Raw genomic sequence first — 19,263 nt, forward strand, 5'->3', positions numbered from 1 at the left:
ACGCTGGAGACGAGGAGCTGCATGAAGTCAGCGTTCCGCAACCCGGGGGCGGTCACGGCCATCGCGGCCGTGGCCGTCCTCGTGGTCGGCGGTTTCGTCGGCCTTCCGCTGTTGTGGATGTGCCTGGTGTCGTTCACCCTCATCGTCCTCGGGGCGGTGGCGGTGAACGGCACCCAGGTGCTCAAGCGACTGGCCCTCGTCATCCCGACCCTTCTCGCCGTCACCTTCTTCACGTTCTTCCTGCAGAACAGCCGGGGCGACACCCGCGACCTGGCATTCAACATCCTCGGTCCCGGCGCGACCGATGCCGGGGTCGACCGGATCGTCAAGGAGTTCCACCTCGACGAGCCGATGCACACCCGTTTCATCCTCTGGCTCAGCGACGCCCTCCGCGGCGACCTCGGGAACTCCCCGATCCGCAGCGGCCAACCGGTGTCCGACGCGATCGCCGACGCCCTGCCGGTGACGCTGCAGCTCATGCTCTACACGCAGATCGTCGCCCTCGTCCTGGCCGTGCCACTCGGCGTGTACGCCGCCTACCGGGCGAACCGGCGGGGCGACAAGGTCTCGAGCATGGTGGCGCTCGCCGCCCTGTCCGTCCCCAACTTCGTGATCGCCGCCGTCCTCGTGCTGATCTTCGCTCTCGACGGCTTCACGATCAAAGGCGTACGCGTGGGCTGGGAGATCTTCCCCGGCGCCCGCTACCAGCCCTTCGGCGAGGGCGCGTGGGAACATTTCAAGTACATGTTCCTCCCGACGATGTCGCTCGCCCTCGGGCAGGCCGCGGCGTACATGAGGGTCCTGCGATCCGACATGATCGCCACCCTCCAGGAGAACTTCATCACCACGGCCAAGGCCAAGGGTGTCCCCGACCGGCGCATCCTGTGGGGCCACGCCCTGCGTCCGTCGTCGTTCACGCTGATGACCGTGTTCGGTCTCAACACCGCCACCCTCATCGGAGGTGCGCTCATCATCGAGACGCTGTTCAACCTGCCCGGTCTCGGCACCACGATCGGGACGGCGATCGCCCAGAAGGACTTCCTCGTCGTGCAGGGCGTGGTCGTCGTGATCGCCGTCGGCTTCATCCTGATCAACTTCCTGGTCGACGCGCTGTACGGCGTGCTCGATCCGAGGGTCCGCCATGTCCGCGCTTGACACACCGACGGTCGCGGCCGACGCGCCGGCCGAGATCGTCGATGCCACCGTCCCGGTCACCGTGGCCGAGGAGACCTATCGCCGTCGCCGGCTCGGCGTCGGGTTCTGGCTGGCCGTGGCCTGGCTCGTGGCCATCGTGCTCGCTGCCGCCCTCGCCGACCTGCTCCCCCTGAAGGACCCCAACCAGACGTTCTCGGGGGCGTCGAGGAGTGGCCCGTCAGCAGCGCACTGGTTCGGGGCCGACAACATCGGCAAGGACGTCTTCAGCCGATCGATCTACGGCGCCCGCCGTTCGCTGACCGTGGCGTTCCTCTCCACCGCCATCGGCGTGGTGATCGGCGCCGTGCTCGGCCTGATCTCGGGCTACTACCGGCGCGGTGTCGACCTCGCCACGTCGGCGCTGTTCAACGTGATCCTGTCGATCCCTCCGCTCGTGCTCCTGCTCACGCTGATCGCCTTCCTCGCGCCGCCCGGCAAGGCATCGCCGACGACCCAGACGGCGTGGGTGATCGTCGGACTGGCGATCCTCGTCATCCCCAGCGTGGCTCGCGTGACCAGGGCGCAGACCATGGTCTGGTCGGACCGTGACTTCGTGCTGGCGTCGCGCACGCTCGGCGCTCACAACAAGCGCATCATCCTCCGCGAGATCCTGCCCAACGTCATCCCGGCGATCGTCTCGTTCGCGCTCATCGGATTGGCGGCCTTGATGCTGGCCGAGGCGGCGCTGGCGTTCTTCGGCGTCGGAGACGTCACCGGCGTCAGCTGGGGTCTGATGATCCAGAACGGACGGTCGCAGCTCGACCAGGCCCCGCACATGGTCATCTTCCCGGCCCTGTTCATGTCGCTGACGATCTTCTCGCTGAACTTCGTCGGCGACGGATTGCGGTCGCGCTCCGAGGTGAAGGAGGGTGGTATCTGATGGCCGGGAGCGGTACCGCACACCTGCGCGAGCGCACCGCCGGGACCATGGGGGACGACGACCTCGTCCTCCAGGTCGAACATCTCGTCGTCGAGTACGGCAGTCAGCGGGGCACCGTCCACGCCGTCAGCGACGTGAGCTTCGACCTCGCCGACCGCGAGACGCTCGGGATCGTCGGCGAGTCGGGCTGCGGGAAGTCGACCACGGGCAAGGCGATCATGCGGGTCCCGCCGCCGACGAGCGGTTCGGTGCATCTCAATGGTGTCGACATGGCGTCGCTGTCCACCGACCAGTTGCGCGAGGCGCGCACCAAGCTGCAGATGATCTTCCAGGACGCCATCTCGTCGCTCAACCCGCGACGGACGATCCGCGAGATCGTCGGCGAGCCCCTGGTGATCCGCCACCTCGACCGGTTCCCCCAGTCCCCCGTCATCCGGGCGTGGCACTGGTTCGTGCCGCGCATGGTCCGCCTCTGGCGCCATCCCATCGTGAGCAAGGCGGCCGGGGTCCTGCTGTCTGCGTTCTTCGTCGGGCTGGTCCTGCGCATCGCGGCAACGGCAATCGGGACCGAGGGCGAGGACGGGGTGCGCGACGGGGGTGTCGCGGCCACGATCGGCAACGTCATCATGGGTGTGGCACTCAGCCTCCTGTCGCCGATCGCTCTCTTGTTCGTGGGCGGGGCGGTGATCTGGACGATCCTGACGGTCCTCATGCCGGTCTCGGCGATCCCCCGCACCATCCGGCTGCGCCGGGCGCGGGCGGCATTCGAGGCCGACACCGAGCAACGGGTGCGGCGGGTGCTCGACGACGTCGGCATCGATCCCGACGCCGCCCTCGACCGTCGCCCGCACGAGTTCTCCGGCGGTCAGGCCCAACGCATCTCGATCGCCAGGGCGCTCATCCTCGACCCCGAGGTGATCATCTGCGACGAGCCGGTGTCGGCGCTCGACGTCTCGGTGCAGGCCCAGGTGCTCAACCTGCTCGAGGACCTCAAGGTGAAGTACGGCATCTCGCTCGTCTTCATCGCCCACGACCTCGCCGTCGTGAAGAACATCTCCGATCGTGTCGTCGTGATGTACCTGGGCAAGGTGTGCGAGGTGGCGTCTCCCGACGACCTGTTCAACCGCCCCCGGCATCCGTATACGGAGATCCTCGTCAGTTCGATCCCCATCACCGACCCGAGCATCGACCCGCGCGACGCGATCTCCGTCACCGGGGACCTGCCGTCACCCCTCGCACCGCCGTCTGGTTGCCGCTTCCGCACTCGCTGCCCGCGTGCGGCCGATCGCTGCGCCGTCGACGAGCCCGAGTTGCGCGAGCTGTCACCGGACCAGTTCGTGGCCTGCCACTTTCCGCTCTGACCCGGCGACCATCGTCGGTGGGTTGGTCACGTCAGGTCGGCGGATCGATCTCCACCGTCGATCGGAACGCCTTGTCGGTGACCTCGACCACCGGCATCTTGCCGGTCTCGACCTGGAACGAGCCCGCCGCCGCCAGCCGGTCGCTCGCCGACCCCACGAACACCTCGATCTCTCCGGCTTCGACGACGTAGCGGACGTTCCCGTCGACCTCGTCGTGGTAGCCGAGCTGGGCGACCGGCACCGAGAAGCGCAGGCGGCGCATCGCCCCCGCCGGCACTGGGACGCGGGCGAACGCCTTGAGCTCGAGCAGCGGCCGCGTGATCCGCGCTCGCGGATCACGGATGTAGAGCTGCACCACTTCGTCGCCGTCGCGGTCGCCGGTGTTGGCGACGTCGACGGTCACGACGACATCGTCGCCGAGCCGGGCGGTGGTCGGGCCGACGACAGCCGGCTCGAGACGGAACGTCGTGTACGACAACCCATGGCCGAAGGCGTAGAGCGGGGACACCGGCGCGTCGGCGTAGTCGCCCTTCCAGTGCGACCGTCCCCCCGAGCGCTTCTGCCGGTAGTACACCGGCACGTGACCGGCGCTGCGCGGGAACGACAGCGGCAGCTTGCCTCCCGGGTTGAGCTCGCCGACGAGGGCGGCGGCGATCGCCGCTGGCCCACTCGGTCCGGGGATCCACGCCTCCAACACCGCGGCCGCCGATTCGTGAGCCGCCACGCTGCCTGCGGGGCGGCCACCGAGATGGACGAGCACGAGCGGCGTGCCCGTCGCCGCGACCGCGGCGACGAGCTGCTCCTGAACCCCGGGCAGGTCGAGCGACGACCGATCGCGTGCTTCACCGGCGGTGGCGTCGTTGGTCAGCCCTGACTTGTCGCCCACGACGACGATGGCGACATCGCTTCTGGCCGCCTCGGCGACGGCGTCGGCGATGCCGTCGGTTCCCGAGCCGCTGACCGTGCAGCCCTGGGCGAACCCGATCTCGACGCCGGTCAGCACTTCGGCCAGGGCCGAGCGGACCGTCCCGGCGGGCAGTACGACCTCGTCGAGGTCGAGGTCGTCGGGGACGGGCACGTTGAACGTGTTGTCGGTCGAGCGCATCTCCCGGAGCGACTCCACGTGCGCGGCGTAGCTGTAGTCGCCGTGGAGGATGCGGTCGTCGTCGGCGTTGGGCCCGATGACGGCCACGCGGCGGAGGGTCGCCGGGTCGAGCGGCAAGACGCCGTCGTTGCGGAGCAGCACCAGGCTCGCCGCGGCGAGCTCGTCGGCCAATCGGGCGGCCGCCGAGGAACCGACCTCGGCCGAGATCGCCGTCGCCGATTCGTCAACGAACGGTCGCTCGAACAATCCCAGTTCGAACTTCGTCCGCAGCACCCGGGCGACGGACCGATCGACGACGTCGAGGCCCAGCCGTCCCGACTCGACGGCGGCGATCAGGTCGCCGGCGTAGCAATCGGTCGATGGCAGTTCCACGTCGATCCCGGCGGTCAAGGCGATGGCCGCCGCCTCGCGGCCGTCGGCGGCGAGGTGGTGGTAGTCCTCGAGCTGCCGGACCGAGAAGTAGTCGGCGACGACGCACCCGTCGAAGCCCCACTCCTCCCGGAGCACGCCGGTCAGCAGCGAGGCGTTGGCCGCACACGGGATGCCGTCGAGCTCGTGATACCCGTTCATGACCGAGCGCAGCCCGCCGGCGCGCACGGCGACCTCGAACGGGAACAGCTGCACCTCGCGCAGCTCGCGGGCGGGCACGAACGCCGGCGCCCAGTTGAGCCCGCCCTGCGAGGCGCCGTACCCCACGAAATGCTTCGCCGTGGCGACGGCGCCCGTAGCGAGCTCCGAGCCCTGCAACCCGGCGACGAACGCCAGCCCGAGTTCGGCGACGAGCTGGGGATCCTCGCCGAACGTCTCCTCGGTCCGACCCCAGCGTGGATCGCGGCAGATGTCGAGCACGGGCGACAGGCCCTGGTGGGCGCCGATCGCCCGCATCTCGCGGCGCACCACGTCAGCCATCTCCTGCACCCGCTCGGGAGACCACGTGCTGGCCAGGCCGATCGGCTGCGGGAAGACGGTGGCGTCCCGGGCCATCAGGCCGGCGCACACCTCCTCGTGGACGATCGCCGGGATGCCGAGCCGGGTGTGGTCCACCAGGAACCGCTGGATCGCGTTGGCGACGCGGGCGGCCGTCACGGCGTCCGCGTTGCTCGCCCCCGAGATCCGCGTCACCTGCCCGAGGCCGTCGGCCAACCGATCGGCGGCCTCGGGTCGAAGCTCGTCGCGCTTGGCGAGCTCGAACACCCACGCGCTGCCGAGCTGAGCCACCTTCTCGGCGAGCGTCATCCTGCCGAGCAGATCGGCGACGCGCTGGCCCACGGACAGTGACGGATCGCGGTAGCTCGCGTCGTCGTTGGTAGTCACCACGCTGTTCACTCCTTCACGGCCCCGGTGAGGCCACTGACGATCTGTCGCTCGGCCAAGGCGTAGAACAACAGGGCGGGCACCATCGCCAGGGTGGTGTAGGCAAGCACCCTGGCGTAGTCGGTCGAGTATTGCGCCGAGATGTTGTTCACGCCGATGGGAAGCGTGTGCTGATTGGGATCGGTGAGCACGAGCAACGGCAGGAAGAAGCCGTTCCAGCTGCCCACCACCGTGATCACCGCGATCGTGCTGAGCACCGGGCGCGACAGCGGGAGCATCACCGACCAGTACAACCGGAAGGGACCGCACCCGTCGATCGATGCCGCGTCCTGCACCTCACGCGGGATCGCCCGGAAGAACGGGCGCATCACGACGATCGACAGCGGCAGGCCGAACGCCGCCTGCGGCAGCGCCACACCGAACGGGTTGTTCAGGAGGTTGATCTGCCGCAGGGTGATGAACAGCGGCAGGATGGCGACGGCGACGGGGAACAGCAGGCCGAGCGTGAACAGCCCGTACACCGCCTCGCGACCGCGGAACCGGTAGCGGGCGATGACGTACGCGGCGAGCGACGCCGCCGGAAGGACGATGCCCGCCGTCAGCAGGGCGATCACGGTGCTGTTGCGCACCTGGCGCCAGAACGCGCCCGAGCGCAGGATTGCCGTGTAGTTGCTGCCGACCCACGGGTCGGGCCAGCCGACCGGGCTCTCGACGAGCTGAATGTTCGTGCGGAACCCGCCGAGCACCGAGAACGTGAGGGGCACGATGATGACGGCGAGCACGACGAAGGCCACGAGGTAGAGCCCGAGGCTGCGGAGGATGCGTGAGCTAGCCAACGAGACCGGTCCCCTGGAGATCACGCCGCATCGCCGCCCGCTGGTAGGCGAGGGCGACGACGAGCGACAGGCCGAAGATGACGATCGACACCGCGCTGGCGTAACCGAACAGGCTCTTGCGGAACTGCTCGTAGAGGAACGTCGCCATCGTCGAACTGGCGCCGATCGGCCCGCCCTTGGTGGTCACCCACACCATGTCGAAGATCTGCAGTGCCCCGATGATCGACAAGAACGCCGACACGCGCGCTGTGGGGCCGAGCAGCGGCAGGGTGATGTGACGGAACCGCTGCCACGCCGTCGCCCCGTCGATCATCCCCGCCTCGGTCAGCTCCTTGGGAATCTGCTGGAGGCCGGCGAGGAGCAGGATCATGTGGAGTCCGAAGTACTTCCACGAGATGACGAAGAAGAGGCTGTAGAGCACGATGTCGGGGTCGGCGATCCACTCTCGGCTGAACCCCTCGGCGCCCACCGCGGTAAGCGTCTGGTCGACGAGGCCGTTGGGCCGCAGGATCTGGCGCCACACCACGCCGGTCACGACCTCGGACAGCACGTAGGGCGCGAAGAACAGGACGCGCAGCGCGCTGCGTCCGCGCAGCTTGGCGTTGAGCAGCAGCGCGAGCGCGAGGGCGACGGGCAGCTGGAGCACCAGCGACAGCACGATGATGACGCCGTTGTGCCGCATGGCGTCGAGGAACAGCTCGTCGGAGAACGCACGGCGGAAGTTGTCGAGCCCGACGAAGTTGGTGAGCGGCGCCAGGCCGTTCCACTCGTAGACGCTGTAACGGACGCTCTGGATGATCGGGTAGACGACGAACGTGAGGTAGAGGGCGACCGCCGGGAAGAGGAACAGGGCGACCGCGCGCCACGAGATCCCGCGCTCGAGGCGGCTGCGCCGCCTCGAGCGCGAGGCCCTGGCGGGTGGAGAGCCCACGCGGCCCTCCACCCGCACGTCGACGTCGGTGACGGCCGTCAGCTCCCGCCGGCGACGGCCGTGATGGCCGCCGCCGCCTCTTCGGGAGAGGTCTCACCGGCGAACAGGAGCGCCGTCTGGTCGTTGACGGCCGCCCCGACCTCGGCCGTGTAGAACTGGTCGAGGAACTGCTGGTGGAACGTCGCGGCGTTCAACGCCTCGAGCACGGTCGCCATCACGGGGCCATCGGCGGCCGGGGTCTCCGTGATCGCCGCGGTCGCTTCGATGTTGGCCGGGATGCCGCTGCCGCTGGTTGCCCACGTCCGCTGGTTCTCGGTGTTGAGGAGGAACGTCAGGAAGTCGGCCGTCTCCGGCGGGGCGTCGGCCCCGACCACGAACCCGTCGGCGCCTCCGAAGCCGTCGGTCGGCAGGCCGGCGCCGCCTTCCACCTCGGGGAAGGGGAACCAACCGATGCGGAACGGCAGCGGCTCATCGGGTGAGTCGGCGAGGCCGGCCTGGTTGCGGAACGCACCGAGGGCCCACTGGCCCATCAGGTCCATCGCCGCGCTCTGGCTCGCCATCGCGCCCGACTCGCCGTCGGGAGCGTCCCACGGCGCGGCCAGGAAGCCGGGCTGGAACGGCTCGAGGGCCACCAGCTCGGCGACGTGCACACCGGCCTGGACGACCGCCGGCACGTCGAAGTTGTTGTCGGCGGCGATCTGGTTCATCACGTCGGCGCCACCGAGGCGCACCATGAGGTACGAGTACCAGAAGTGGGCCGGCCACTTGTCGCCGGCGCCGACGGCGATCGGCGTGATGCCGGCGTCCTTCAACGTCTGGATGACCTCGAGGAGCTCGGCCCATGTCGTCGGGGTCTCGGTGATCCCGGCCTGCTCGAAGAGATCGACGTTGTACCAGAAGCCGACCATGCTCGTGTTGAAGGGCAGGCCGTACTGCACGCCGTCGACGTTGTAGAGCGACGTGGCGCCCGGGTTCAGCGTGTCGATGATCGGTGCGACCGCCTCGGTGATGTCCTGCACGGCACCGGCCTCGACCTGGTCGAGCAGCACCCCGCCGCCCCACGACTGGAACAGGTCGGGCACGTCACCGGCCTGGATGGCGGGCTGAATCGCCGCCTTGAAGGCCTCGTTCTCCATCACGGTGATGTCGATCGTGACGTTGGGGTGCTCGGCCATGTACGCGTCGGCCATGTTCTGCCAGTCGGTCATGCCGGGATCGTTGTTGGTGATGTGCCACCAGGTGATCGTCACCTCCTCCTCGCCGCTCGCCGCCGCCATCCCGCCGCCAAGGGCGGCGGTGAGACATGCGGCCGTCGCCCCCACCGCGACCCACCGCCGCTGTCGCCTGCTCTGCTTGAACATGTGTGTACCCCCGTGTGGTGCTGTGGACTGTCAGCCCGTGGTTGTGGTGGCGCCGGATGGCGCCGCACACGACTGCCGCACGACCAGTGACGTGGGCAGCGTGATGTGCATCGGCTCCCCAGCCGATGAATCGGACCGCTCCGGGTGCTCGATGCGCTCGATGAGCGCACGCACCGCCGCCTCGCCGACGGCGTGGAGCGATTGGTCGATCGTGGTGAGCGGTGGGTCGGTCAACGCCGACTCCGGGATGTTGTCGAATCCGATGATCGACACGTCGCGCGGCACCTCGATCCCGAGGTCGGCGGCGATGCGCATCGTCTGGATCGCGGTCAGGTCGTTGGCGGCGAAGATGGCCGTGGGCCGGTCCGGTCGTGACAAGAGCTGGTGGGCCGGGCCTTCCGCCGCGGCTGCGGTGAAGTCTCCCGACGTGATGAGACTGCTGTCGACGACGATGCCGGCGTCCTCGAGGGCGGTTCGGTAGCCCTGCTCGCGGCGCCGCGCCGATTCGAGGTCGGGACGACCGCCGATGAAGCCGATGCGGCGGTGGCCGAGCTCGACCAGGTAGCGGGTGGCGGTGATGGCACCCTCGAGGTTCTCGGTGTCGACGATCGGTAACCGCGACCCGTCGAGGTGCGGGTCGACGGCGATCACCGGCTGCGACGTCGTCACGTCGACGACCGTGGGCGTGAGGAGGATCGCGCCGTCGGTGAGCGTGCCGGCGAGCCGCGAGAGGTAGAGCTGCTCCCAGCCGTCGTCGTGGTGATGGCCACCGGAGTAGACGATCAACTCGTACTCCGTCTTTCGGAGGGCGGCGGCGATGCCCTTGAGCACCTCGGCGCTGAACGGCTCGATGTCGGCGACGAGCACACCGATGACGTTGGTGCGACCGCGGCGCAGGCTGCGGGCGATCAGACTGGTTTCGTAGCCCAGCTCCTCGATCGCCGCCTGCACGCGAGTGACGGTCGCCGAGGCGACGCCGTACCGGGCGTTGACCACTCGCGAAACGGTGGAGATCGAGACTCCGGCGCGCGCCGCGACGTCCTCGATCGTCGCCCGTCCGGCCAGTGCTTCCACGCTTCGCGAACCCCCTGCTCACGCGTTATGCAATCGATCTCGCAATCGTTGTCGAGAACGTTTGCAATAACTTGCCATCGCCGGCGGCCGGCGTCAAGCCCTCCATTCGGCTGACCGGCCGTCTTCGCCGGTGACGGTCAGTTCGAGATGCCGCCGCTGGCCGTGCCCGATCCGATGCCCTGCATGTCGGCCTCGAGCGCAAATCGCCGGTCGGCCTCGGCCCGGGAGCTGCCCTGCACCGCTTCCCGCAGGAGGTCCAGCTGCTCCCGCAATGCCGGCCGGCGGTCGTCCGGTGCCACGTCGATCAGATCGATCAGGGCGGCGACGAGACGGCGGCTCACCTGCGGCGAGGCCCAGCCGGCGAGGCGAATCTCGTCGAACGCCAGGTGCACGTAGCCGTCCCAGCTCATCGTCGGGACGGTCAGACGGATCACACCGTGCCGGTCGCGGTACGTGCCATCGCCCAGGTCGCGCACGGCGAGTTGCCGCATCCCGTCATGGAGCCGATCGATCGACTGCACCGCCGTCGTCGGGTCGAGGAAGGGCGAATCGGACAGCGACCGCTCGGCCACGTCGACCAGCATCCTGAACCCGTAGGCGACGTCCTCGCGCTGGGTACGTTCCAGGTCGGCCCGCAGCGCCGATCGGAGTTCGTCGCGGTCGAGCGCGGTGCTGTCGCCGGAGACACGGGCGAGCACCGAGCCTGCTGGGAGGAACGTCCCGACACCCGCGGTCAGATGGATGACGCACCCCGCGTCCTCGGCCAGGGCGACCAGGCGATCGATGTCGATGGCGGTGATCACCGCCGACTCCTCGACGAGGATCAGGTCGGTATCCGGCTCGGTGGCGCTCTCCTGCGGTGGGTACTCCTGGTCGATCAGGCGTCGGACGTCGTCGCCGACGAGCTCGATGAGTGAGGACACCCGCAACGAGCGGCCGATGTGGTTCACGTAGATGACCAACATCGCGATGCTGACGAGGACGAGGACGTACGCGGTCGCGATGGCGACTCCGGGCACCTGGCCGTCTCCGTCGGTCGACACTTCCCGGAGGGCGAGCATCGCGTGCGCGAAGGTGGCGACGAACAGCCCGATCGCCAGCTGACTGGGCTTGTCCTTGAGGAACGTCTGCACGATGCGCGGGGAGAACTGCCCCATCGCCAACTGCACGACGACCATCGTGATCGTCAACACCAGTGCGGCGAGTGAGACCATCGACGCGGCGATTGTGGTCAGCACGCCGACCGCCGCGTCGGGCCCACCCGTCAGCCACCTCGGCAGGACCTCGAACTCTCCCGCACGATCCACGGCAATGGTCGACAGCGAGATGACGACGCCGGCGAGCACGCACATCACGGGAATGAACCACAGACGCGAGCCGGCCTGCTTGAGGTTCAGCTCAGGCATGTCGTGCCTGTACGCGCATGCCCGGTCTCTACCCCTTGCGGTGATTCCGTAACGACGCGTCGCGTAGCGTCGTGCGCATGGCCGCCGCAAAGAAGACCGAGTCGTCCGAGCCCGTCCGGCTCTCCGGGGGCAATCCGCAGATCCCCAAGGGCGACGGCGACGAGCCGGTGCAGGCGTTCATCAGCGCCATGCCCGACTGGAAGCACGACGTGGGCCGCCGCCTCGATGACCTGATCGTCGAGGTGGTGCCGGACGTCAAGAAGGCGGTCCGCTGGAACTCGCCGTTCTACGGCACCGACGAGCACGCCTGGTTCCTCAGCTTCCACTGCTTCGCCAAGTACGTGAAGGTGACGTTCCTCAACGGGGCTCGCCTCGACCCGCCCCCGCCCGAGCCCTCCAAGGACCCCGACACCCGGTACCTCCACATCGGCGAGGACGGCGAGGTCGACGAGACCCAACTCCGCGAGTGGATCCGCCAGGCCTCCAGCCGCCCCGGGTGGGACGGCTTCTGACGGCTATTGGCCGGCGGCTACTCGCACGCGATCCCGTCGCCGTCTCGGTCGAGGTCGTAGACATCACGACCGATGACTTCCACGCGGCCTGTGTACGACGGACCGTTGCCTCGTCCTCCGGCGCAGTCGACGTCGGAATCGTTCGGGACGCAGCCGGTGTAGTTGGGGTTGCAGTTGCCGCGCGGCGAGGCGGCGACGACTGCCTGGACCGGAACGACCGCGGTCGTGGCCGGTACCGGGTTCCAGATGTCGAGCACCCCGGCCGTTTGAGGACCGACGATCCCGTCCACCGTGAGGCCGTGGACGGCCTGGAACAGCCGCACCTGACTGTCGGTCTCCGCGTCGAACACCCCGTCGACGTCCACGTCGGCGCCCGGAGTGATCTCGTCAAGACGCTGCTGAAGACAGCTCACGGACGGCCCTGCATCTCCCTGGCGAAGCGTCTGTCCGACGCTGCACGTGGACGGCGTGTGCAGGTCGTACATCGGCAGCGGCGTCGTCGACGGCGGCGCCGCGACCCGTGCGCCGGACGACCGCCTCGCGCGGCGCCGGGCTACTGGCCGGCGGCGAGTTCGACGAGTCCGAGGAGGTCGGCGCGGGCTCGGGCGACGCGGGACCGGATGGTGCCGATGGGACAACCGACGACGCCGGCGGCTTCCTCGTAACTGAGCCCGACGAGCTGGGTCAGCACGAACGCTTCCCGGCGGTCGGGATCGAGGGCGGCCAGCAGGTCGTCGGTCGCCGCGGGGGCGAGTCCATGGACGGGTGGAGCGTCGGCGCGGCGTGCCGCGGCCTCGGATTCCAAGCGCTGCATCAGACGTCGTTGGCGCTGCCGCTTGCGCACGTGATCGGCACACGTCCGCCGGGCGATGGCGAGCAGCCAGATCCGCACGGGCGCGTCGCCCCGGTACGTCGGCAGTGCCTTCACCGCGCGGAGATACGTGTCCTGGACGAGGTCTTCGGTCTCGCCGTGGGAGCCGAGCGCGGTGCAGAGCTGCCACACCGCGGGCTGCGTCTGTCGCACCAGTTCGGCCAACGCGGCGCCGTCGCCCTCGGCCGCTGCCGCGGCGAGGTGCCGCAGCTGATCATCCGTGCTCACAGCTTCAAGTCTGGTCGTTGGGGGCGACACCGGACAACCTCCGTGACAGCAGTCCGCCGGTGCTGGTCGGTCGGTTCCTGGTCGGGGCGACTGGCACCGTTTCATGCGGCGGGTTCGGTGGGTGGCGGGTTGGGCAGCAGGTTCGGTGTGTGGGTTCGGGTGTCGAGGTCGGGGTCGGCTGGTGGTGGGGTGCAGTAGGTGGGCGTGATGCGATTGTGGAACCGGCACATCAACCGGCCGTTGTCCTGCGAGGTGTCTCCGCCGGCGTGGACCGGCACGATGTGGTCGACATCGCACACGTCGATCGGGGCGTCACAACCGTCGGGGTGTCGACAGTGCCGATCACGCACTTGAATCGCCCGGCGCAACGCCCCGGTGAACGTGCGGGCATCGGACTTCTCGATGGCCCGGAAATGACCGTCGAACACCATGGTCTCCACATCGACCGCATCCAGATGCGGGATCAGCTGACCGGGCGTGATGACGGTCCCGTCCGACAGTTCACACAACCGAGCGAACTCGGCTTGACCGATGACCACCGTGACCAGCGGCCTGGGTTTGCGGCTGCCGGGAGCGACCGCCAAGGCACGTCTGGCCATCTCGACCAGGGCGTCGGCCCGCAACACCCGCTTCGGGCGTCGCGTCCGGCCCGCATGCCTCGCGTCGATGGCGGCAAGCTCGCCGGCGATCCGTTCGACCGCGGCGGCGACCTCGGCACCACCGACAGGGTCGAGATCACCGAAGAACCGTCGTTCCCCGAACACCCCAGGCCGCGACCCGAAATGCCGGTCACTGTTCGGCTCGTCACCATCATCACCCACCGCCGCGTCCGTCTCGTTGCGCCAGTAGGCGGCATGGGTGACGAACCGCTCGAACCGCTTCGTCCTGGCCGTGCCGACCAGGTCAGCCTCGTCACGCCGATACGACTCGGCCCGACGGCGGGCGGTGCACGCGGCGAGACGATCGACATGATCGATCGAGATCTCCCCCGCTCCCAGCGCTGCCGCAGCCTGCGGCATGTTCACGAGTTGCCGGCCCTGCGTCAACACCCGGCCCGCCTCGCGACGCGGCACGTTCGCCACCGTCGCCAACCGTCCCGCCGCCTGACGGTGCCGGCCCACGGCCCACACCGCACGGCGTTCCCAACGCGGCGCAACCCGTCGTGCCAACGCGTCGGTGCGGTGCCCGAGCCGGACCGCCGACACGATCACCGCATCCAACTCGGCGTCGCACAACTGGTCGGGGTCGACTCATCACAGATCACAGATTTTGGAATGATGTTTCGCGCGACATCGCATTTATCGGCCGGGCCGAGACGATGTGTCCGCCGCGCGGCGTCACGCGGCAGACTCGCGCCCATGAGGTTTCGGCTCGAGCCCGCTCCCCCGCGACACGTGGTCACGGCGCGCGTGAGCGTGGTCGGGGCCGACCCCGAGCAGCAGCGCCGGCTCCGCCTGCTCACCGACGACACGGTCGAGGTGGCGATCGACGCGATCGGCGAGGCGCTCGGGTTGCCGGCCGATCCGGCGCAACGGCTCATCACGCCGATCCTGCGCCAGTACGGCCGCCCCGACCTGAAGGCCGAGCTCGGCTTCGGGCGACGCACGCTCGACGCGCGGAAGTACCCGTTGTTCGATGCGCTGTCCGAGGTCGGCGCGCTGGCGCGCATTCATCGCGCCGGGCAGGTCGTCGACATCGAGGTCGAGTCGATCTCGACTCCCGATCCCGACGCGGACTATCCGTCGGTCGACGCCGCCCCAGAGCCGGCGGGCGACCTGTCGAGCACGACGACCGACCGCGGGCCGACCGAATAGTCGGCGCCGTCGAGCGGCACGCCCGCAGCCACGATCTCGTCGGGCGCCGGCAACGAGGTGTCGACGACGCGCTGCCACGGGCCGGGCTCCTGCACGGCGAACGTGAGCGGCTCCCACCACGCATTGGCGATCACGTAGAGATCGCCGATGCACCACGCCAGCGACCGTGACTCGGGCCCGACATCGGCGGGGCCGTCGACGCCGTACCAGCGGACGTCGTCGCCCCACCACTGGTCCTGCGACAGCACCGCGTGGCGCCGGCGCAGGGCGAGCAGTTCGCCGACGAACCGCTCGAGGTCGGTGAAGCGTTCGCGCCTGGCCCAATCGACCCACGACGTCACGTTGTCCTGGTTGTAGGCGTTGTTGTTGCCGCCCTGGGTCCGGCCGAACTCGTCGCCCATCGCCACCATCGGCACCCCGTGCGACATCGCCAGGAACGTCCACGCGTTGCGGAGCTGCCGGCGTCTGAGCCCCATGACGGCCTCGGGCGCTCCCTCGTCACCCTCCCAGCCACAGTTCCACGACCGGTTGTCCCAGGCACCGTCGCCGTTGTCGTGGCCGTTGGCCTCGTTGCGCTTGCAGTCGTAGGCGAACAGGTCGTAGAGCGTGAAGCCGTCGTGGCACGTCAGGAAGTTCACCGACTCCATCGCGGAGTCGAAGAGGTCCGGGCTCCCCTGGATCCGCTGTTGCAGCACCTCGATCAGGCCCGGCTCGGCTCGCAGGAATCCGCGGACGTCGTCGCGGTAGCGGTCGTTCCACTGCAACCATCCAGACCCTGGCCAGGCCCGGCCGAGCTCGTGCGTGCCGACGGCGTCCCACGGTTCGGCGATCATCCGGACGCCGCGCCTCGCCGCCCAGGCGTCCAGCTCGGCGGCGAACGGCCGGTGGCGAACGACGACCGGTGCCAGGTCGAAGCGGAACCCGTCCACGCCGAGATCGGCGAGCCGGTCGAGCGACTCGATGATCAACGCCCGCGACGCTTCCGATGACGTGTCGACGTCGTGACCGCAGCCGGTGGTCTCGATGTACCCGCCATGCTCGTCGAGGGCGTAGTAGTGGCCGTCGGCCAGACCACGCAGGTGATAGGTGGGACCGGCAGCATCCACCTCGGTGGTGTGGTTGAACACCACATCGACCCAGATCTCGATGTCCCGAGCGTGGGCCGCGGCGACGAGCTCAGACAGCTCGTCGTGCGGCTCGCCGGCCGCGTGGCCGTGCTCGACCGCCCCGAAGGCGAGGGGCATGTAGCCCCAGTAGCTGCCCTCCTGCGGGTCGCTCTGGTGCACCGGCATCAGCTCGATCGCCGTCACACCGAGGGCGACGAGGCGGTCGAGCTGCCCGATCATGCCGGCGAACGTGCCGGGTCGTACCTCATCGGGATCGGTGATGGTGAAGCCGCGCACGTGAGCCTCGTACACCATCGGCGCCCGTGTCGACCACCGAGGCTGCGACACTGCCGAGCGGGGCCGGCGGGCCACCGCCAGCGGCCCCTCGCCGGAGTTGGACACCCCGCGGCCCGCGGCCGCAGCCCGACGGAACGCCGGCGGGAACCGGACTTCGCGACACCACGGGTCGAGCAACACCTTGGACGGGTCGTACCGCCCTCCGGGTCCGTCGGCCACGAGCCCGTAGACCGTTCCGGCGGCGACCGTACCGGTCCACACGTCGCCGTCCCTCCGCAGCGCCCGCCGCTCGTGCTCGACGGCGCCCGCCTCGTCGAACAGCGCCAGCAGCACCGACCGTGCTGCCGGAGCGTGGACGCGGATCGTCACGAGGTCGTCTCCGGGCATGGCGAGCGACGGTAGCGGCCCGGCAGCGCCGGTTGTTGCGTTTTCGGGCGCTCCTGTAGCTGGACACGTCGAGAATCTGGGGCTCGATCGTGCCATTCGGTGATCTAGGGCTGGATCGTGACGAAAACCGTCACGATCCAGCCCTCGAAACATCCCCACGAGCCGCGCCGGAATACAGGACGCGAGGTGAGCATTCCGGTGCCGGGAGGGCGGCCAGTAGCCTCGGCGCGGTGACTGAATCCCAGGCCGCCGACGTCTCCTCCGTCGAGGCGGTCACGACCGCCCTCACCAAGCACGGCTACCTGCCCGACGAGGGGTTGGCCACGGCGATCTTCCTGGCGATGACCCTGCGTCGGCCGCTCCTCCTCGAGGGCGAGGCCGGAGTCGGCAAGACCGAGGTCGCCAAGGTCCTCGCCGCATGGACGGGAGGCGAGCTCATCCGCCTGCAGTGCTACGAGGGCATCGACGCCGCCCAGGCCGTGTACGACTGGGACTACGCCCGCCAGCTGCTGCACCTCCGCGCCGCCGAGGCCAGCGGCGAGGCCGAGGCCCGCACCAGCGACGCCCTCGAGGCCGATCTCTATCAGGAGCGCTTCTTGGTGAAGCGGGCCCTCCTCCGGGCGATCGAGCCGCGGCTGCAGCCGCCCGTGCTGTTGATCGACGAGATCGACCGCGCCGACGACGAGTTCGAGGCCTACCTGCTCGAGGTGCTGTCCGACTGGCAGGTGACGATCCCCGAGCTCGGTGTCGTCCGTGCCGACACGCCGCCGCTCGTGATCCTCACGAGCAACCGCACCCGCGACGTGCACGACGCCCTCAAGCGCCGCTGCCTGTACCACTGGGTGGAGCATCCGTCGTTCGAACGCGAGGTGGCGATCGTCCACCTCAGGCTGCCCGAGGTCTCGGGCGCACTGGCCCGCCAGGTGGCCGCCGCCGTCGAGGCGCTCCGGTCGCTCAACCTCTACAAGGCACCAGGGGTCGCCGAGACCATCGACTGGGCCGCCGCGCTCGGCCGCCTCGGCGTCACTCAGCTCGACGAGCAGTCGGTCGCCACCACGCTCGGCACCGTCCTCAAGTACCGCGAGGACCACGAGCGCGTGGAGCAGCACGGCTTCGCCGACATCGTGAAGCGGGCCCTCGACCGCAAATGAGTGACACGGCGACGTCCGCCGCGCCCGAGCGCATCGCCGTCGCGTTCGGGCGCGTGCTGCGCGGCGCCGGGGTGGCGACACCGGTGAGCAGCGTCGTCGCGTTCACGGAGGCGCTCGGGGTGGTCGGCATCGAGGATCGCGACCGGGTGTACTGGACCGCCCGGGCCACGCTGGTGCGCCGGCCGGAGGACGTCGAGCCGTTCGACCGGGCGTTCCGTGTCTTCTTCGATGCGGCCACCGGGCCCACCGAGACGGTCGAGGAACCCGAGGTCACCGTCACGCTGGCGGTCGACAGCGACGACGAGGACGGGGCCGACGCGCCGGGAACGCCGAGCGACGACGAGACCCTGGAACTCCGGTTCAGCGTCGCCGAGGTGCTGCGGGACCGGGACTTCGCCGACTACTCGGACACCGAGCTGGCCGAAGCCCATCAGTGGATGACGCGGCTGCGCGTCACCGGTTCCCCCCGCCGGTCGCTGCGACTCACGGCGAGCCGCCGGCGGTCGCGTCGCCCCGACCTGCGGCGCACCGTGCGAGCGGCGATCCGCACCCGTGGCGACCCGCTCGAGCGCCGCTACCGGGAGCCGGCCGCCAAGCATCGTCGCGTGGTGCTCGTGCTCGACATCTCGGGCTCGATGGAGCCCTACGCCCGGGCCCTGCTGCGCTTCGTGCAGGCCGCCGTCTCGGGTCGCCAACGCATCGAGGCCTTCGCTCTCGGCACGCGGCTCACGCGGATCACCCGCGAGCTCGGCTCGCACGATCCCGATCTCGCGCTGCGCCGAGCGGCCGGCCGGGTGCAGGACTGGTCGGGCGGGACGCGTCTCGGTGACGGGCTCGCCACGTTCAACGATCAGTGGGGTTGTCGGGGCATGGCGCGCGGTGCCGACGTCGTGATCCTCTCCGACGGCTGGGATCGCGGAGATCCCGACTTCCTCGCCGAGCAGATGCAGCGCCTCTCGCGGGTGGCCCACCGCATCATCTGGGTCAACCCGTTGAAGGTGTCGCCCGGCTACGCGCCGCTCGCGCGGGGAATGGCGGCCGCGCTCCCCTACGTTGACGAGTTCATCGAAGGCCATTCCCTCAACGCCCTCGACAACCTGACGGAGGTTCTCAACCGTGCGTGAGATCTTGGACGACATCGATCGGTGGCGGTCGGCGGGCAAGCGGGTGGCGCTGGCGCGTGTCGTCGACGTGGAGGGATCGGGGCCGCGCCTGCCCGGCGCGGCGATGGCGGTGAGCGAGGACGGCGAGGTGGCCGGCAGCGTGAGCGGCGGCTGTGTCGAGGGCGCCGTCGTGTCGGAGGCCCTGGCCGTGCTCAGCGGCGAGGCCGAACCCCGAGTGGTCACGTTCGGCTACTCCGACGACGAGGCGTTCGCCGTGGGGCTCACGTGCGGCGGCACGATCCGTCTCTTCGTCGAAGCGCTGGACTGGTGAC

Annotated in this window: 18 protein-coding genes; 8 read left to right on the plus strand and 10 right to left on the minus strand. The window is 69.6% G+C overall.

Annotation, left to right across the window (positions count from 1 at the left end):
- The first annotated feature begins 21 nt into the window (after positions 1–21).
- Genes DN771_RS16455 through DN771_RS16465 form a run of 3 tightly spaced genes read left to right on the plus strand, consistent with a single transcriptional unit; the run spans position 22 to position 3,435 of the window.
- Complete coding sequence (locus tag DN771_RS16455; RefSeq protein ID WP_116998638.1) at positions 22–1,155, plus strand: ABC transporter permease; 1,134 nt, start codon at positions 22–24, stop codon at positions 1,153–1,155.
- Positions 1,142–2,074, plus strand: a complete 933-nt coding sequence (locus DN771_RS16460; protein ID WP_116998639.1) for an ABC transporter permease — start codon at positions 1,142–1,144, stop codon at positions 2,072–2,074. Before DN771_RS16455 ends, DN771_RS16460 begins: the two co-directional genes overlap by 14 nt.
- Positions 2,074–3,435 carry an ABC transporter ATP-binding protein gene (locus DN771_RS16465; protein ID WP_116998640.1) on the plus strand — a complete coding sequence of 454 codons (1,362 nt, stop codon included), beginning with the start codon at positions 2,074–2,076 and terminating at the stop codon, positions 3,433–3,435. The genes DN771_RS16460 and DN771_RS16465 overlap by 1 nt, the downstream gene beginning before the upstream one ends.
- Before the next feature lie 31 nt (positions 3,436–3,466).
- Here DN771_RS16465 and DN771_RS16470 read toward each other — a convergent pair whose 3' ends face one another.
- From DN771_RS16470 to DN771_RS16495, 6 genes are all read right to left on the minus strand, one after another.
- On the minus strand, positions 3,467–5,854 hold the full coding sequence (locus DN771_RS16470; RefSeq protein ID WP_205528623.1) for a glycoside hydrolase family 3 N-terminal domain-containing protein: 2,388 nt from the start codon (positions 5,852–5,854) through the stop codon (positions 3,467–3,469).
- Between the two features lie 8 nt (positions 5,855–5,862).
- Positions 5,863–6,690 carry a carbohydrate ABC transporter permease gene (locus tag DN771_RS16475; RefSeq protein ID WP_116998723.1) on the minus strand — a complete coding sequence of 276 codons (828 nt, stop codon included), beginning with the start codon at positions 6,688–6,690 and terminating at the stop codon, positions 5,863–5,865.
- On the minus strand, positions 6,683–7,621 hold the full coding sequence (locus DN771_RS16480; protein ID WP_162942028.1) for a carbohydrate ABC transporter permease: 939 nt from the start codon (positions 7,619–7,621) through the stop codon (positions 6,683–6,685). The genes DN771_RS16475 and DN771_RS16480 overlap by 8 nt, the downstream gene beginning before the upstream one ends.
- A 38-nt stretch (positions 7,622–7,659) precedes the next feature.
- Positions 7,660–8,943 carry an extracellular solute-binding protein gene (locus DN771_RS16485; protein WP_162942029.1) on the minus strand — a complete coding sequence of 428 codons (1,284 nt, stop codon included), beginning with the start codon at positions 8,941–8,943 and terminating at the stop codon, positions 7,660–7,662.
- A 69-nt stretch (positions 8,944–9,012) separates the two neighbouring features.
- Entirely contained in the window at positions 9,013–10,056 is a 1,044-nt protein-coding gene (locus tag DN771_RS16490) for a LacI family DNA-binding transcriptional regulator (protein WP_205528624.1), read from the minus strand.
- A 137-nt stretch (positions 10,057–10,193) separates the two neighbouring features.
- Positions 10,194–11,462, minus strand: a complete 1,269-nt coding sequence (locus DN771_RS16495) for a DUF2254 domain-containing protein (RefSeq protein ID WP_116998643.1) — start codon at positions 11,460–11,462, stop codon at positions 10,194–10,196.
- Positions 11,463–11,539: 77 nt separating this feature from the next.
- On the opposite strand from DN771_RS16495, the gene DN771_RS16500 reads away from it, so the two are divergent.
- Positions 11,540–11,974 carry a DUF1801 domain-containing protein gene (locus DN771_RS16500; protein WP_116998644.1) on the plus strand — a complete coding sequence of 145 codons (435 nt, stop codon included), beginning with the start codon at positions 11,540–11,542 and terminating at the stop codon, positions 11,972–11,974.
- A gap of 17 nt (positions 11,975–11,991) precedes the next feature.
- Here DN771_RS16500 and DN771_RS16505 read toward each other — a convergent pair whose 3' ends face one another.
- The 3 genes from DN771_RS16505 to DN771_RS16515 all read right to left on the minus strand — a co-directional run bounded on the left by DN771_RS16505 (position 11,992) and on the right by DN771_RS16515 (position 14,146).
- Positions 11,992–12,387 carry a peptidoglycan-binding domain-containing protein gene (locus DN771_RS16505; protein ID WP_205528625.1) on the minus strand — a complete coding sequence of 132 codons (396 nt, stop codon included), beginning with the start codon at positions 12,385–12,387 and terminating at the stop codon, positions 11,992–11,994.
- A gap of 140 nt (positions 12,388–12,527) precedes the next feature.
- Positions 12,528–13,073, minus strand: a complete 546-nt coding sequence (locus DN771_RS16510) for a sigma-70 family RNA polymerase sigma factor (RefSeq protein ID WP_205528626.1) — start codon at positions 13,071–13,073, stop codon at positions 12,528–12,530.
- 101 nt (positions 13,074–13,174) lie between these two features.
- A complete protein-coding gene (locus DN771_RS16515) occupies positions 13,175–14,146 on the minus strand; it encodes an HNH endonuclease signature motif containing protein (protein ID WP_338032645.1) in 972 nt (323 codons plus the stop codon).
- Between the two features lie 285 nt (positions 14,147–14,431).
- Here DN771_RS16515 and DN771_RS16520 point away from each other — a divergent pair, with 285 nt between their 5' ends.
- A complete protein-coding gene (locus tag DN771_RS16520; RefSeq protein ID WP_162942031.1) occupies positions 14,432–14,887 on the plus strand; it encodes a hypothetical protein in 456 nt (151 codons plus the stop codon).
- Here DN771_RS16520 and DN771_RS16525 read toward each other — a convergent pair.
- A complete protein-coding gene (locus tag DN771_RS16525) occupies positions 14,809–16,677 on the minus strand; it encodes an alpha-amylase family glycosyl hydrolase (protein ID WP_162942032.1) in 1,869 nt (622 codons plus the stop codon). The two genes, DN771_RS16520 and DN771_RS16525, sit on opposite strands and share 79 nt — an antisense overlap.
- Before the next feature lie 230 nt (positions 16,678–16,907).
- Between DN771_RS16525 and DN771_RS16530 the strand changes: the two genes are divergently transcribed.
- From DN771_RS16530 to DN771_RS16540, 3 genes are read left to right on the plus strand one after another with little or no spacing between them, the layout of a single operon-like run.
- Positions 16,908–17,828: an AAA family ATPase gene (locus DN771_RS16530; RefSeq protein WP_227462383.1), complete on the plus strand. Its 921-nt coding sequence runs from the start codon at positions 16,908–16,910 to the stop codon at positions 17,826–17,828.
- Positions 17,825–18,952, plus strand: a complete 1,128-nt coding sequence (locus DN771_RS16535) for a vWA domain-containing protein (protein WP_116998650.1) — start codon at positions 17,825–17,827, stop codon at positions 18,950–18,952. Before DN771_RS16530 ends, DN771_RS16535 begins: the two co-directional genes overlap by 4 nt.
- Positions 18,945–19,262 carry an XdhC family protein gene (locus DN771_RS16540; RefSeq protein ID WP_116998651.1) on the plus strand — a complete coding sequence of 106 codons (318 nt, stop codon included), beginning with the start codon at positions 18,945–18,947 and terminating at the stop codon, positions 19,260–19,262. The genes DN771_RS16535 and DN771_RS16540 overlap by 8 nt, the downstream gene beginning before the upstream one ends.
- Position 19,263 lies beyond the last annotated feature (1 nt).

This window comes from Desertimonas flava, assembly GCF_003426815.1.
GTDB classification, from domain to species: domain Bacteria; phylum Actinomycetota; class Acidimicrobiia; order Acidimicrobiales; family Ilumatobacteraceae; genus Desertimonas; species Desertimonas flava.

What these genes read in the sequence shown, in the direction of transcription:
- DN771_RS16455 (WP_116998638.1), top strand. Translation starts at nt 22, where the DNA reads ATGAAGTCAGCGTTCCGCAACCCGGGGGCGGTCACGGCCATCGCGGCC.
- DN771_RS16460 (WP_116998639.1), top strand. Translation starts at nt 1,142, where the DNA reads ATGTCCGCGCTTGACACACCGACGGTCGCGGCCGACGCGCCGGCCGAG.
- DN771_RS16465 (WP_116998640.1), top strand. Translation starts at nt 2,074, where the DNA reads ATGGCCGGGAGCGGTACCGCACACCTGCGCGAGCGCACCGCCGGGACC.
- DN771_RS16495 (WP_116998643.1), bottom strand. Translation starts at nt 11,462, where the DNA reads ATGCCTGAGCTGAACCTCAAGCAGGCCGGCTCGCGTCTGTGGTTCATT.
- DN771_RS16500 (WP_116998644.1), top strand. Translation starts at nt 11,540, where the DNA reads ATGGCCGCCGCAAAGAAGACCGAGTCGTCCGAGCCCGTCCGGCTCTCC.
- DN771_RS16520 (WP_162942031.1), top strand. Translation starts at nt 14,432, where the DNA reads ATGAGGTTTCGGCTCGAGCCCGCTCCCCCGCGACACGTGGTCACGGCG.
- DN771_RS16525 (WP_162942032.1), bottom strand. Translation starts at nt 16,677, where the DNA reads ATGCCCGGAGACGACCTCGTGACGATCCGCGTCCACGCTCCGGCAGCA.
- DN771_RS16535 (WP_116998650.1), top strand. Translation starts at nt 17,825, where the DNA reads ATGAGTGACACGGCGACGTCCGCCGCGCCCGAGCGCATCGCCGTCGCG.